The following is a 14,515-nucleotide window of genomic DNA, read 5'->3' as shown; positions in this document are numbered from 1 at the left end:
GGTAAAGGTGATGCATTCCAGATACAGAACAAATGAAAATGATGTAAATACAACCGATTCTATTGCGGCCATAACCGCAATGTAGCATAATTCTTTAGCTTTCATAGGACTTGCTGATAAAGACTTGTTCCGCATTACCTTCTGCTTTGTTTTCATACAGACACATCATAAAAAAGGTATTTGCCAATAAATTCATAAAGTCAAGCAAATGGTGATTTATGGTATGCCCTTCTTTTTGCAATTTCGTTAGGATACGTATAATGGCTTTCGTTTTTGCACGCAAAACATGTAAATATGTTGTACCAAGGCTGCCTACTGGCAAAACAAAATGTTCTATCCTGACAAAATAAAACTCATACATTGCATGAAGACGCATGACCTCCTGCTTTTGTATGGCACATTTACCTCGGATAGAACCATTGGCATGATAGATGAGTGTAACCAGTTCTTGTATATCTTTTCTCTTGATGTGTTTGACATGATGCGCACATACGGCCGTCATACTGGCAAGCTCATCTGTTGCAATTTCATAATCACATAAGCTGCCATCTTCACTTAAAAAGCTATATGCACAATATTCCATACGCATTCTTTTTCACCCTCTCTTTCTTGTGGAGTGTGAAACAGAAAAAAGGAAAAATGATTTGCTTTTTTCTGATCACCCAGCAGATGCATTCATTACAGGCAAGTCTTTCGGCTTAACTTCTTCCTACTTTCCACCTTCTCATGCATAAGCACAATGGTATCTTGGATTTCGTCCATATCACGACTGCTGGGGCAGCGAAAGATTTTCACTTTCTTCCTTATTGAGTATGTATACACCTGTAATATTCATTTTCAATTGTTCTATCTCATTATAGCTTTTTTTTCTATATTATGTCTAGTCAGAAGTGTGATATAATGTATAAATAAATTAAAAAATACTATGGGGTGATGCAATGAAAATGGATTGGAAGAAGGATAATCTTGTACATATAGCAAATTCGCTACGTGCCTATTATCATTTGCCGCTGTTTCATAAAAGTGATGAGCAATTAGATCAATGGTTACTGGAAAGAAAACCCGAACAAATCATTGTATTATTGATCGATGGCTTAGGAAAGTATCAGATAGAGCAACTGGCTAAAGCAAAAGGTTTTCTTAAACAACATTGTAAACGATATGTGGAAACTGTGTTTCCGCCGACAACTGCGGCGGCGACAACTTCTTTTTTAAGTGGGAAATACCCATGTGAACATGGATGGCTTGGCTGGCAACAGTATTTTGAAGAAATCGATGAGCATTTGGTCATGTTTTTGAATCGTTCTTATTATCAGAAAAAGCCTTATTGGCAGCCTCATTATACATATGAGCATGTAGCGGTGAATTCCCTTGTGCAAGACTGCTTAGCAAATGGTATTTTGGCAACAGAAATCTATCCGGCTTTTCGCAAAGGAGGAGTACACAGTTTCAAGGAGATGTGTCAGCGTATCGTCAAAGAGAGTCAATCACAGCGTGCTCCGTGTATCTATGCGTATTGGGATGAATTTGACGATTGCATGCATCACTATGGGGTACATGCAGTCGAAAGCAAAGCGATGCTAGAAAACTACGATGAGCTCATGGCACACTATTTTCCATCATTATCCGCTAAAAGTGCTCTTTTGATTATCGCTGATCATGGACAGATAGATGTTACATGTCATTGTATGGTTCAAGACGAGCAATTGATGAGATGTTTACGACGATTACCGTCATTAGAAGGAAGAGCTCTCAGCTTTTCTATTCAAGATGGCAAGCATCAGATGTTTAAAGAACACTTTCAGGAAAAGTATGGAAATAGCTTTATATTACTTAGCAAAACAGAAGTGCTACAGGAGCATATCTTTGGCGAAGGAAACAACCATCCGCTCTTTACGTCTTTTGTAGGTGATTATCTTGCTATCGCAATCGGTGATGAACAACTGATTTATGATGATAGCTATGCGGTAAAGGGAAGTCATGCTGGTTATACAAAGGAAGAAAGAATGATTCCGATTATTTGTTTTCAAAGGGAAGATGAAGCTAAGAAATAGCATAGAAAAACAGCTGTATTAGGACACGGCGTCTTTAAGCAGCTGTTTGTAATTTAAAGTTGTAAAACGATACCAGCTAAGGCACATCCACATAGCAAGGCAATGGGATGAAGCTTAGGGAATTTACGGGACAAGCACAATACCACAATGAACATGATAAGAGGTACATATTGAATTGTGTCAAGGAAGGTTTGGAAATGAAATTCCTCGTTTTTAAACATGGTTGTCATAAAGATTCCTAAGCCGGCAGATGCAATCATGGCAGTGACTGCCGGTCGTAAACCATAAAATCCATGTTGAATGATAGCACTATCTTTAAATTTCTTTAAAAAGTGTGCAATGATACAAATAATGATAATACTAGGTGCTACTAAAGCAAGCGTAGTTAAAATACCACCAAGCATGCTGTCAGTTACATGATATCCAACATAGGTTGCCATATTGACGCCCATTGCACCAGGTGTTGCTTCAGATACAGCAATCATATTTGCAAGCATTTCGCTGGTAAACCAATGATATTTGCCTATGAGTTCAAATAGAAAAGGAACTGTTGCCAGGCCTCCACCTACAGCGAATAGACCGGTTTTGAAAAATTCAATCAATAACGCAAGATAAACACTCATGAGGATTTTACCTCCTTTTTGGCTTTATATAGCTGAATGCCAATACCAAGACAAGCTGCTGTGATGATGATTACTATAGTTGGTATCAACTGCAAAAACGCTAGTAATAAAGCCAGACAAAAAATCAAAGCACCTGTGAAATCTTTAACTCCGGACTTAAACAATTTGATAACGGCATTCAAAACCAATACGCAAACAGCAACACGAATACCTCCAAGTGCATGCTGTACAATTGCTAAATCGGAAAAGTTCTGCAACAGCGTAGCAATTAATAAGATGATTACAATCGAAGGGAATATCACACCCAAAGTTGCAAAGATACCGCCGATAATGCCTTTTTTGTAATAGCCGATAAAGGTAGCGGTATTTACGGCAATGATACCGGGTGTACATTGTCCTACGGCATAATAATCCATAATCTCTTCTTCTGTTGCCCAATGCTTTTTTTCAACAACTTCACGTTGAATAAGCGGTAGCATTGCATAGCCACCTCCAAACGTAAAGGCCCCAATTTTAGCAAAGGAGTAAAACAACTCCCAATATTCTTTCATATCGTTCACCTCAAATTCATACGAATTTCATTATACGAAATCAAAGTTCATTTGACAACTCATTCTGCATAAGAAAATACGAAATTGAAATAAAATACGAAAGGTTAACGCAAGGAGCAGAAATCATGAATGAAAAACGTAAAAATCACTACGACACGTTGAAAAAAACTGCTATAATGATGAAGAAGAAAAGGGGTTGAAGTTTTATGTTTGATGTACATCATCAGGTGTATGCATCCAATCGCTATCCGGTAATAGCGAGGAATGGGATGGTTTGTACAGGTCACAATTTAGCAAGTGCTGCTGGCTTAGAAATGTTGCGTAAAGGCGGGAATGCAATAGATGCAGCTATTGCGACAGCGGCTGCATTAACAGTCGTAGAACCAACAGCGAATGGATTAGGCTCAGATGCCTTTGCTATCGTATGGTTTAAAAATAAAATGTATGGTTTAAATTCTTCCGGCCGCTCGCCACAAGGAATCACCATTGAAAAAGTAAAAGATCTTCATGGAAATATTTCACGCATGCCTACGGATGGATGGACACCAGTAACCGTACCTGGGGCAGTCAAAGCCTGGACAGAATTGCATGCACGTTTTGGCGTTTTACCATTTAAAGAAGTATTAGAACCAGCTATTCGTTATGCAAGAGATGGGTTTCCCTTAACACCAGAAATTTCTCGCATGTGGAAACAGGCATGTGAACGATTCAAAAGTCATCGAAATGAAGATGCTTTTCAAGAATGGTTTGCCACTTTTCATAAAGAAGGAGTATCACTAGAGCCTGGATCCATCATGGTGTTAAAACATCATGCGAGAAGTCTGCAAATGATTGCCGATTCAAAAGGGAAAGCCTTCTATGAAGGAGAATTAGCAAAAGCGATAGATGCTGACAGCAAAAAGCATCATGGTTTTTTACGATATGAAGATTTAGCAGCACATGAGGTTCTCTGGCAAGAACCGTTGCATGTACATTATCATGATCATGATATATGGGAATTACCGCCAAACGGTCAAGGAATCGTCGCCTTACATGCACTGAATACGTTAAAAGAATTTCATTTCGAAAAACGTGATGAAAAAATGTTTCATCATCAATTTGAAGCTATGAAAATGGCCTTTGCCGATGGCATGGCGACAATCAGTGATCCTAGGGCTGCACATCCCGATGTCTTAAGGATGATTGATGCATCATTTGGTAAGATGAGGGCAAGTCAGATACAGGAGCAGGCGTTAATGCCGCAAGTAGCTATGCCTTATAAAAGTGGTACTGTCTATTTATGTACGGCTGATTGTGAGGGGAATATGGTGTCTTTCATCCAATCCAATTACATGGGCTTTGGCAGTGGAATCGTTGTCAAAGATACTGGTATCGCTTTACAAAATCGTGGTGCTGATTTTTCTTTATGTGAAACTGATGTCAATGTATTGCGGCCACAAAAACGAAGTTATCATACGATTATTCCCGGCTTTATTACACGAAATGGAAAAGCCTTAGGTCCCTTTGGCGTTATGGGGGGCTATATGCAGCCTCAAGGACATGTACAAGTGGCAATGAACCTGATTGATTTTCATTTAAATCCACAAATGGCATTGGATGCGCCTCGTTGGCAATGGATCAAGGATAAAACTTTCCGGGTTGAAAAAAGCTTTGATGCTACGATCATTGACGCTCTACGCAAACGTGGACACCAAATTTGTGTGGAAGAAGAGGTGTCAAGTTTTGGACGTGGACAAATGATTATGCGCATGGAGAATGGGGTGTATGTCGGTGGCTGTGAATCACGTACTGATAGCAATATTGCCTGCTATTAAAAAAGTATCGCACGATACTTTTTTATTTTAGATGCTGATAGAAGAAAATAGCCAGTTGTGTGCGATCACGCAATCCTAATTTATCTAAAAGGTTACTTAAATAATTACGCACCGTACCTTCACTAAGAAACAAGGTCTCAGCAATTTCTTTATTATTCAATCCATTAGCTACTAAAGAAATAAACTGTTGCTCACGATCATTTAGATCATATTGCTCTTTTGCTGTATCTCTATTATTTAGTAAATCAGGTAATTTTTCAATAATTTCAGTATTAAAGACGTTTTGGTTAGCATAAACGGCTTCTAAAGCAGATACGATGCTATCAAAATTTTGTTTCAGAATATAGCCTTTCACACCTAGCTTTAAAGCTTTTACGATATATTCATCATCACTAAAGGTCGTCAGAAATAAAATACGCGCTTGTGGGAATTCTTTTAAAATAGCTTCACTAGCTTCTACGCCATTCATCTTTTCCATTCGGATATCCATTAACAATACATCGCTTTGATATTGTCGGTATAACGCTATTGCTTCCTCACCGCTATTCCCAATAGCATCTACTTGTATGTTTTTAGCTTCTAAAATAGTTTTTAATGAACTGCATACCAGTGCATCATCATCAACAATTAATATTCTCATGCGCTATTTCCTCCTTTGGCAAAGTAATAAAAAGACAAAATCCTTGTTCTGTTTGAATGTTTAAAAAGCCATGCATGGTTTCCACGCGTTCGCGGATGTTTTTTAAACCAATCCCCGTATCTTGTTTTTTGATAGAAGTCCCATTGTCGGTTAAGATAAGCTGATAAAACGTAGGTTGTTCTCGAAGAGTAACGGTAAAGACAGTTGCGTTGGAATGTTTCATGGTATTGTTCATACATTCTTTTACGATAGCTAAGATATGATAAATCATTTCTTGTGACATGGAATGTGTTACATCATATACGAAATTTCCCTTACAAAAGGTGAAATTTTGTATCAGTGTTTGTAGTGCCGCTTGAAGATCCAATGCATCATCATGGAGATTATGAACGCTGCTTCGTATACTGTCCATGCTGGTAGAAATGGTTGAGCGAAGATTTGTTAATGGTTCTTGTAACTCTTCTTGCGTAAAGATGGCTTGGATAGCGCCAATTTGTAACAAGGCACTGCTGAGAAGATGCCCCACATTGTCATGTATTTCACGAGCAATGCGATTGCGCTCATTTAAGGTGGCAATGCGTACTTCTTGTTCTTGTTGAATTAACAAATTTTTGTTTTTCTCACTTAAGATCATCGCTAGTTCACGTGATGTATCACGCTGTTTTTTATAATCCTGTTCCAATTGCTGCTGCGAAAGTGTTTGTTGTTTTAATAACAAAGAAAACAGCATGGCTAATAACCATAATAAATCAAATCCAAGATAATGAAAATTCAAATGAAAGATCATGGGTAACAAATAGAGCAATACGCATGGAATGTTTAATTCTTTTTGTTTCCATAGCGGAGCATTATAAAATAAAAGTGGGAGCGTATAAAAAAAAGCCCTATTCCATACAGTTAAAATCAAATAGCATAAACGTAATAAAGATGTCCATCTTTTATCTGAATATAAATAAGAGGTTGCCGCTAAAATGATAGCACAAAGAAGTGCTGTGGTTGTAGAAACATCAATCTCTTCAAATATGAGAAATAAAACAGATATAAAGAGTAGCAATAGATCGTTTAATAAGATATTCATGATGATCCTCCGATATACTATGATTTTAGCATGCTTTTTTATTAGTTACAAATGAAAATATGACATCTGTCATATGCGGTTGTGAAGATATACACTGTTTTTGCGCATGAAACTTTCGTATACTGTAGCTATGCAAAGGGAGGAATCACATATGATCATAGAAGTAAGAAACCTAGTAAAACGTTATAAGGATGTTATTGCGTTAGATCATTTTAATATGCAAGTAGAAGAAGGTGAAATTTTAGGGTTATTAGGCCCAAATGGCAGTGGTAAGACAACAGCTATTAACTGCATGCTATCTTTGTTGAGTTTTGATAAAGGTGAGATTAAAATATTTGATAAAGAAATGACACCAGATGCTTATGATAGTAAAAAAGATATTGGTATCATTCCGCAAAATGTAGCAGTTTTTCATGAATTAAATGTCCAGGATAATGTTGATTATTTCTGTGGACTATATATACGTGATAAAGCAAAACGCAAAAAATTAGTTGATGAAGCGATTGCTTTTGTGGCGTTAGATGAATATCGTAAGTTTAAACCAGGAAAATTAAGTGGAGGATTATTACGACGTTTGAATATTGCTTGTGGTATTGCACATAAGCCAAAGCTGATCTTTATGGATGAGCCGACCGTAGCCGTAGATCCGCAAAGTCGTAATGCTATCTTAGAAGGAATACGCCGCTTAAACAACGAAGGAGCGACAATCGTTTATACTTCTCATTATATGGAAGAGGTAGAAGAACTATGTAATCGTATCATCATTATGGATAAAGGCAAAATGATTGCCAGTGGCAGTAAGGAAGAATTAAAGGCGAATATCATGTTGAAAGAAAAAGTAGAAGTGGAACAGGTGACCATATCGCTAAGACAGATAGAAGAGATAAAGGGTATAGCAAATGTATACGATGTTTCTTATCATTCGCATACACTGCAGGTGAAATTTATGGAGGGTAAGCGGAATATGCTGAATCTGATGGATTATTTTGCTCAAGAGGATATCAGCTATGGAAAAGTTTATTCGCAAACACCAACGCTAAATGATGTTTTCCTGGAAATCACAGGCAAACAGTTGCGTGATTAGGAGGGAAGCTTATGTTGCATATCTTAAAATACCGGGCAAAGTGTATGTTCATGAATCGGCCTTTGATGTTTTGGACATTGCTTTTTCCACTTATCTTGACAACGCTATTTGGAGCGGTGTTGCGTCATGCATATGACCTAACAACATTTGAAACAATTTCCATTGCGATGATTGATAATACTGCTTATCAAAAGAATACCACCTTGCAAAAGACACTCAAATCCTTGCGAATGGAAGATACGCCAATGTTTAAGGTGCAGGAAGTCTCAACAAAAAAAGGAAAACAATTACTGCAAAAGGGCGATGTAGACGCGATGATCACGATTGGTGATGAAACAACCATCTTAGTTAAAGAAACCGGAATCAAACAGACGATGACACAAAATTTCTTTGATGAATATACCCAAAATGAGCATATGGCCATGCAGCTGTTAGCAGCCGGCAGTACCCCAGAACAACTTATGCAGACGTTTACCAATACGCATGATTTTATCAAAACAAACAATGAGGAAAATACGAATCTATCCTGTATCTTCTTTTATACTTTATTAGCGATGAATGCATTATTTGGAGGCTATTGGGCAATTAATTCCATGTATTCCTTGCAGGCAAATCAAAGCACTACGGCTGCTCGTATAGCAATTGCACCAACACATAAAGGATTAAATTTGTTTATTGATCTCTTTTTAAACATTGTCTTTCAAATGACCATTCTAAGCATCGTTTTCTTCTATATGTATACGATCTTACAAGTGGATTTTGGTAACCAATTAGGTTTTGTTGTCTTGGCCATCTTTATGGGTGTTCTTGCCGGCAATGGTTTAGGACTGTTAATTGGAATTTTATTACCTCAAAAAGATATAGGAACCAAAACCGGTGTTTTGACCTCTATTACTATGTTGGGAAGTTTTCTGGCAGGTATGATGATGGTTCAGATGAAATATCTGGTTCAGGTACATGCTCCTATCTTGGCATATATTAATCCTGTTAACATGGTTACGGATGCCTTATATTCGTTATATTATTATGGAGTAGGTGAACGCTATTATCTGAATCTGTTTTCTTTATTGATATTCTCTCTGTTATGTTATCTCATCTGTTATCGTTCTTTGCGTAAAACACGCTATCAGAGTTTGGGGGTGCAGTAAATGAATATCGTGAAATTATACTTCAAAATCGTTTATGATAAAAAAACAAGCATTTTGACGTATCTGGTTATCTTTACGGTTGTTTTTGGTTTGTTTACAGCCTATATGCAAACGAATAATAGTATGCCAGACGCTTATGAGAGTGTGAAAACGAACATTGCCTTCATTGATCATGATCAATCTGCTGAAAGTGCCCTACTAAAGGAGTATCTGCATGAGAAGACAGAAATAAAGCAGGTAGGCAGCAGCACTTCTGAAATACAAGATGCTTTGTTTTATGATGAGGTAGATACGGTTGTGCAGGTGCCCAAGGGATTTGGTCATGCTTTTCGCAAAGGGAAAGAAAATTTACTAGATGTTGCACAACGGCCTGACAGTGCGCAGGGAATGATGTTAAAACAACAGATGAATGCTTATTTGCAACGGGTGTACACATATCAAGCACAGTTTCCGAATGAAACCTTAACACAAATAAAACAGCGGGCAGATGCAGATTTAAAAGTCAAAAGTAAAATGCAACTATCAAGTGGTGAACGCATAAATATGAAAGTGGTCACAAGAGGCATGTACTTTAATTATATGTCTTATGTGCTATTGGCTATCATATTAATGGTTGTTGGTTTAACCATGCATAGTGTATATCGTTCAGAAATCTTGAAACGAAACAGTGTATCACCTACTTCCAGTTTGCATATGAATTCCTTTTTAGTGTTATCGAATATTTTGTTTGGTATTATAATATGGCTTATCATGATCGTTGTTATCTTTATCTTTAATGGAGATGTCATGATGAATACTAGTGGTATGTTATTGTTACTGAACTCATTACTATTTGCTATTATGACGGTAACATTAGCATTTATGTTTTCAGCGCTTACGTGTACCGTGCGCTATGTAGAAGATGTGATGAATGGCATTAGCAATGTTGTATCGTTAGGGTTCAGTTTCCTAGGAGGAGCTTTTGTGCCCCAGCATTTGATTCCTAGTGGCATTCTCACGTTTGCGAAGCTATTACCTTCGTATTGGTATGTGAACTTAAATGATGCTTTGACTTCGCAAATGCAGGTGGATACAGGGACTTGGACGAAAGTGTGGCAGACATATGGTGTCTTATCATTATTTGCTGTTACTTTCTTCCTTATTGGTCTTGTCATCATGCGTAAACATCGATCACAAGATGAGTTTGTTGATAATAATAAAGCATAAATGAGAAAACAGCCGTTGTAACAAGACACGGCTGTTTTCCATTCCTCGTAAATCATATTATTTTAGAATCTAGACAAAGAAGAGCGATGAGAAGTGTTTGAAATCAAGAGTGAAAACAAGAAACCTTTCAGTTTATTTACCTATATTGATGATGCGTTGTTTTAATTTAAAGTAATGGGAGAAGCGAAAGAAGAAATCCATAACAAATGGGATTGCGGCAATACCGCCGATTGTACAAAGGAATGGCAGATAGTCTAAGCGAACCAAGGAGAATAGGCTAGGGAAGAAGACAATGCCAAGGATAAAGAAGATGGACATTGAGGTAAAGATGATAAAACGTTTTCGTGTAAATGGAATACAGACACGATATAATACAATAATGCCATTTGCTCCCGTTAACAACACACACATCGTTGACATCTCATCTGGTGTAAGCGGCATGAGTAAAGATAGGATATTAACATAAATGATACTTAAGACAACACATAAAGCTCCTGGCAATGCGCGTCCTAAGACATTTAATAAAAAGTTGCCTTTCACTTTGGCATGATTGGCTTCTAAAGCTAAGAAGAAAGAAGGGATCCCAATCGTCAAAGAAGAAATTAAGGTCAGTTGAATCGGTTCAAATGGATAACGTTGGATAAAGAACAGTGTCAGAATACTGAGGATGGTTGAAAAGGTCGTTTTTACTAGAAATAAGGATGCTGCACGTTGTATATTGTTAATGACACGTCTTCCTTCATCAACGATCACGGGCATATTAGCAAAATTATTATCAAGCAGAACAAGGTTGGCTATGTTTTTTGCTGCCTCACTACCTTGTGCTACGGAAATGCTACAGTCAGCTTCTTTTAACGCCATAACATCATTCACACCATCACCAATCATGGCAGTAACATGTCCTTGCTCTTTTAAAGCTTTGATCATCAGCTTTTTCTGCATTGGGCTAACGCGTCCAAAAACCGTGTATGTTTTTACCGCATCAAATATCTCCTCATCCGACAGGGTAGATACATCAATATATTTATCATAGTTTTTTAAATGTGCCTTATGAGCAATTTCGTGAACAGTGCGCGGATCATCACCGCTGATAATCTTTACATCAACACCTTGTGAAAGAAAATAATCCAAAGTTTTTGGTGCTTCTTCACGAATCGGATCACTCAAGATAAGCAGTGCTATTATCGTATTATTTTTATCAATACGTTCTTCTTCAATGGCAACATCACTATGTGCCAACACTAAGACACGATTTCCCAAACTTGCCTGTTCGGCTATTTCTTTTTGTAATGCAGCGTTTTGGTTTCCATTAACAAATTCATAGGCACCTAACACATATGTGCCATTTTCTTTAAATGTGACAGCACTCAGCTTACGTGCACTGGAAAAAGATAATTTTTCAATACATGTAAAGGTGTTACTTTTCCCTTTGATATATTTGCGAATTGCCATAGCAGTTGAATTGTCATCGTCTAAAACTTCCATCATATTTGCTAAAATATCTTCCGCAGCATAGGGATGCTTCGCATAGGAAATGATGGATTCTACGCGCATGTTACCCTCTGTAATGGTGCCGGTTTTGTCTAAACATAAGGTATCAACGCGAGCCAGTGTTTCTATGCAATACAATTCTTGTACTAAGGTCTTACGTTTTGCTAGATTTATAGAGCCAACAGCTAGGGCAACACTCGTCAAAAGTACTAAGCCTTCTGGAATCATTCCTAATAATGCTGCCACAGTAGAAACAACGGCATCTGCAAACGGAGTTTTTGTAATAAACAATTGTTTGCTAAATAATAATATACCGATGGGGATAATGGCGATACCAATCGTTTTGATGATAAAGTTAATTGAATCACGAAGCTGCGATTTATGCTTTTTAAATGTCTTAGCATCTGCCATGATGGTTTGCGCATAATTGTCTTTGCCTACATGGTGTATTTGTACCTTTGCATTTCCACTAACGACAAAGCTTCCTGAATATAAGGAATCTCCAACATTCTTAAGGATAATATCTGATTCTCCGGTCACTAAGGATTCATTTACCTCTAATTTGCCTTCACGAATGATAGCATCCGCACACACTTGTGATCCAGTATGTAAATAGGTAATATCATCAAGCACCAGATCGTCCATATGCAATTCCTTCAATTCACCATCACGTAAAACACGAATATACGGTTGTGTGATTAAAGAAAGTTTATCCAAAACACGCTTGGCACGAATTTCTTGTAGAATCCCAATGACTAAATTAGAGAGAACTACACCGAGAAATAACAAATTTTTATAAGAACCGATGAAAATGATCATTCCGGCAAGTATCGCATTGATGAGATTGAAAAGGGTAAACAGGTTATCCTTAAAGATTTCCTGATAACTTTTAGTGATACGATCATTTTGTACATTTACATACCCTGCTGCAACACGTTTAGCAACTTGCTCATGAGAAAGACCATGTTGTAAATCGACGGTTTCTTCTGCATGCTTTACTTCTGTCATGCAATCACCTCGCTTATCATTATTATAACAAACTTCTTTTTAAAATACTCTTACGCTTTCGTAATTTTACCCGAACTTTTCATTAAGAAATCTAAAGAATAGCAAAATAAGAGCATTCATATCAGTTTGTACATGCTTTTAAGACTTGTTGGGAAGGGGAAAAGCATGCTATACTAATCAAGCAAAAGATGTTATAGAAAGTAATGAATAATGGAGGAATGGTATGAGTATTGTGAATGTATCCCATGTATCTCATAGCTTTGGCGGGCGACAAATTTTAGAGGATGTATCATTTCGTTTGTTGAATGGAGAACATGTTGGATTAATTGGGGCAAATGGCGAAGGAAAATCAACCTTTTTGAATATCTTAACAGGCAAGCTAGTTCCCGAAGAGGGAACAGTAGAATGGTGCAATCGTATTACCGTAGGCTATTTGGATCAACATACGGTTTTAACAAAAGGGAAGAGCATACAGAATGTTTTACAGGATGCCTTTGCACATTTGTTTGATTTAGAGCAGGAAATGATGAACCTGTATGAAAAAATGAGCGATTGCAGCGATACAGAAATGGAAGCATATATGCAAGAAGTCGGTGAATTACAGGATATTTTAGAACATAGCGGTTTTTATATGATAGATACGAAGATTAATGAGGTTGCTCAAGGTCTGGGGTTAATGGATATCGGCTTAGAAAAAGATGTATCCATGTTATCTGGTGGTCAACGTTCTAAAGTCTTATTATGCAAATTATTGCTAGAAAATCCGATGATTCTAATTTTAGATGAACCAACCAATTATTTGGATGAAAATCACATACAATGGTTAACCAATTTTCTTTGCAATTATGAAAATGCCTTTATTTTAGTTTCTCATGATATCCCATTCTTGAATCAGGTTGTCAATATTATCTATCATGTCGAAAATTGCGTTTTAACACGATATGTGGGGGATTATGACTATTTCCTTGAACAACATGCCTTAAAAAAACGGCAATTAGAAGCTGCTTATCGCAAGCAGCAAAAAGAAATTGAAGATCTTGAAGATTTCATTGCACGCAATAAAGCCAGAGTAGCAACTAGAAATATGGCACATTCGCGCCAGAAGAAATTAGATAAGATGGATATTATCACAAAGCCAAAAGAAAAGGTAAAACCGGTATTTGGTTTTCAACCATCACGTACCACTGGACGAATCGTTTTTGAAACAAATGCGTTGGTTATCGGTTATGGGGAACCATTATGTCGTCCGTTGCATCTAAACTTTGAACGTAATAAAAAAATCGCAATCAAGGGAGTCAATGGATTAGGCAAAACGACATTGTTAAAAACTTTATTAGGATTACTACCGCCAGTATCAGGGAATGTAGAAGTAGATCCATTTGCGGAAATTGGCTTTTTTGAGCAGGAAGAAGTCGCTACAGGTATCAGTGCATTGGACTATTTTTGGCAAGAATATCCGGCATATACAAATGGAGAAGTACGTGCTGCTTTAGCTAAATGTGGTTTAACGACAGATCATATCGAATCTGGTATGTGTGTGTTGAGCGGTGGTGAACAAGCAAAGGTACGTCTGTGTATATTGATGAATCGTCCTTGTAATGTTTTGGTACTTGATGAGCCGACCAATCATTTGGATGTTGATGCAAAGGAAGAATTAAAACGTGCGTTAAAGGAATATCATCAAAGTGTTTTATTAGTTTCTCATGATCCAGATTTTTACGAAGATCTGGTAGATGAAGTTTGGAATTTGGAAGATTGGACAACGAAAATATTATAGATCATGGAAGTGACTTATTTGATGATGCAGCTTTAGATGGA

At 37.3% G+C, this 14,515-nt stretch carries 12 protein-coding genes and 1 riboswitch; of the genes, 6 read left to right on the top strand and 6 right to left on the bottom strand.

Annotated features, from left to right (window positions below; all coding sequences use genetic code 11):
• Positions 1-94: 94 nt before the first annotated feature.
• On the bottom strand, positions 95-589 hold the full coding sequence (locus ACESSZ_RS00210) for a cobalamin adenosyltransferase family protein (RefSeq protein ID WP_119983346.1): 495 nt from the start codon (positions 587-589) through the stop codon (positions 95-97).
• A 77-nt stretch (positions 590-666) separates the two neighbouring features.
• Positions 667-841, bottom strand: a riboswitch (cobalamin riboswitch).
• Positions 842-938: 97 nt separating this feature from the next.
• Here ACESSZ_RS00210 and ACESSZ_RS00205 point away from each other — a divergent pair.
• Entirely contained in the window at positions 939-2,054 is a 1,116-nt protein-coding gene (locus tag ACESSZ_RS00205) for an alkaline phosphatase family protein (protein ID WP_499842648.1), read from the top strand.
• Positions 2,055-2,107: 53 nt separating this feature from the next.
• Here ACESSZ_RS00205 and ACESSZ_RS00200 read toward each other — a convergent pair whose 3' ends face one another.
• Both ACESSZ_RS00200 and ACESSZ_RS00195 read right to left on the bottom strand, forming a co-directional pair.
• Complete coding sequence (locus ACESSZ_RS00200; RefSeq protein WP_119983348.1) at positions 2,108-2,677, bottom strand: chromate transporter; 570 nt, start codon at positions 2,675-2,677, stop codon at positions 2,108-2,110.
• Positions 2,674-3,228 (bottom strand): chromate transporter, encoded by a 555-nt coding sequence (locus ACESSZ_RS00195; protein ID WP_119983349.1) that lies wholly within the window; start codon positions 3,226-3,228, stop codon positions 2,674-2,676. Before ACESSZ_RS00195 ends, ACESSZ_RS00200 begins: the two co-directional genes overlap by 4 nt.
• Positions 3,229-3,434: 206 nt before the next feature.
• On the opposite strand from ACESSZ_RS00195, the gene ACESSZ_RS00190 reads away from it, so the two are divergent.
• Positions 3,435-5,042 (top strand): gamma-glutamyltransferase family protein, encoded by a 1,608-nt coding sequence (locus ACESSZ_RS00190; protein WP_119983350.1) that lies wholly within the window; start codon positions 3,435-3,437, stop codon positions 5,040-5,042.
• Positions 5,043-5,064: 22 nt separating this feature from the next.
• Here the strand turns inward: ACESSZ_RS00190 and ACESSZ_RS00185 are convergent, their stop codons facing one another.
• Both ACESSZ_RS00185 and ACESSZ_RS00180 read right to left on the bottom strand, forming a co-directional pair.
• Positions 5,065-5,682, bottom strand: coding sequence for a response regulator transcription factor (locus ACESSZ_RS00185; protein WP_008688326.1), 618 nt, complete (start codon positions 5,680-5,682; stop codon positions 5,065-5,067).
• Positions 5,663-6,760 carry a sensor histidine kinase gene (locus ACESSZ_RS00180; protein WP_008688328.1) on the bottom strand — a complete coding sequence of 366 codons (1,098 nt, stop codon included), beginning with the start codon at positions 6,758-6,760 and terminating at the stop codon, positions 5,663-5,665. Before ACESSZ_RS00180 ends, ACESSZ_RS00185 begins: the two co-directional genes overlap by 20 nt.
• 151 nt (positions 6,761-6,911) lie before the next feature.
• Between ACESSZ_RS00180 and ACESSZ_RS00175 the strand changes: the two genes are divergently transcribed.
• The 3 genes from ACESSZ_RS00175 to ACESSZ_RS00165 are packed head-to-tail and all read left to right on the top strand — an operon-like array spanning position 6,912 to position 10,198.
• Positions 6,912-7,844: an ABC transporter ATP-binding protein gene (locus ACESSZ_RS00175; protein ID WP_008688329.1), complete on the top strand. Its 933-nt coding sequence runs from the start codon at positions 6,912-6,914 to the stop codon at positions 7,842-7,844.
• Positions 7,845-7,855: 11 nt separating this feature from the next.
• Positions 7,856-8,992: an ABC transporter permease gene (locus tag ACESSZ_RS00170; protein ID WP_008688332.1), complete on the top strand. Its 1,137-nt coding sequence runs from the start codon at positions 7,856-7,858 to the stop codon at positions 8,990-8,992.
• Complete coding sequence (locus tag ACESSZ_RS00165) at positions 8,993-10,198, top strand: ABC transporter permease (protein ID WP_008688335.1); 1,206 nt, start codon at positions 8,993-8,995, stop codon at positions 10,196-10,198.
• Between the two features lie 132 nt (positions 10,199-10,330).
• Here ACESSZ_RS00165 and ACESSZ_RS00160 read toward each other — a convergent pair whose 3' ends face one another.
• Positions 10,331-12,697: an HAD-IC family P-type ATPase gene (locus tag ACESSZ_RS00160; protein ID WP_117547561.1), complete on the bottom strand. Its 2,367-nt coding sequence runs from the start codon at positions 12,695-12,697 to the stop codon at positions 10,331-10,333.
• A gap of 223 nt (positions 12,698-12,920) precedes the next feature.
• Here ACESSZ_RS00160 and ACESSZ_RS00155 point away from each other — a divergent pair, with 223 nt between their 5' ends.
• The gene (locus ACESSZ_RS00155; protein ID WP_008688338.1) at positions 12,921-14,474 is read left to right on the top strand and encodes an ABC-F family ATP-binding cassette domain-containing protein; all 1,554 of its coding nucleotides are present in this window, start codon (positions 12,921-12,923) and stop codon (positions 14,472-14,474) included.
• Positions 14,475-14,515 lie beyond the last annotated feature (41 nt).

The organism is Eubacterium sp. 3_1_31, from assembly GCF_964249515.1.
Taxonomy (GTDB): domain Bacteria; phylum Bacillota_I; class Bacilli_A; order Erysipelotrichales; family Erysipelotrichaceae; genus Longicatena; species Longicatena caecimuris.
Note: the sequence above shows the minus strand (reverse complement) of the source record. Positions and strands in the feature narration are given on the sequence as shown.

Excerpts from the sequence above, each read along its gene's own strand:
- ACESSZ_RS00210 (WP_119983346.1), bottom strand. The coding sequence starts at position 589 with ATGCGTATGGAATATTGTGCATATAGCTTTTTAAGTGAAGATGGCAGC.
- ACESSZ_RS00205 (WP_499842648.1), top strand. The coding sequence starts at position 939 with ATGAAAATGGATTGGAAGAAGGATAATCTTGTACATATAGCAAATTCG.
- ACESSZ_RS00200 (WP_119983348.1), bottom strand. The coding sequence starts at position 2,677 with ATGAGTGTTTATCTTGCGTTATTGATTGAATTTTTCAAAACCGGTCTA.
- ACESSZ_RS00195 (WP_119983349.1), bottom strand. The coding sequence starts at position 3,228 with ATGAAAGAATATTGGGAGTTGTTTTACTCCTTTGCTAAAATTGGGGCC.
- ACESSZ_RS00190 (WP_119983350.1), top strand. The coding sequence starts at position 3,435 with ATGTTTGATGTACATCATCAGGTGTATGCATCCAATCGCTATCCGGTA.
- ACESSZ_RS00185 (WP_008688326.1), bottom strand. The coding sequence starts at position 5,682 with ATGAGAATATTAATTGTTGATGATGATGCACTGGTATGCAGTTCATTA.
- ACESSZ_RS00180 (WP_008688328.1), bottom strand. The coding sequence starts at position 6,760 with ATGAATATCTTATTAAACGATCTATTGCTACTCTTTATATCTGTTTTA.
- ACESSZ_RS00175 (WP_008688329.1), top strand. The coding sequence starts at position 6,912 with ATGATCATAGAAGTAAGAAACCTAGTAAAACGTTATAAGGATGTTATT.
- ACESSZ_RS00170 (WP_008688332.1), top strand. The coding sequence starts at position 7,856 with ATGTTGCATATCTTAAAATACCGGGCAAAGTGTATGTTCATGAATCGG.
- ACESSZ_RS00165 (WP_008688335.1), top strand. The coding sequence starts at position 8,993 with ATGAATATCGTGAAATTATACTTCAAAATCGTTTATGATAAAAAAACA.
- ACESSZ_RS00160 (WP_117547561.1), bottom strand. The coding sequence starts at position 12,697 with ATGACAGAAGTAAAGCATGCAGAAGAAACCGTCGATTTACAACATGGT.
- ACESSZ_RS00155 (WP_008688338.1), top strand. The coding sequence starts at position 12,921 with ATGAGTATTGTGAATGTATCCCATGTATCTCATAGCTTTGGCGGGCGA.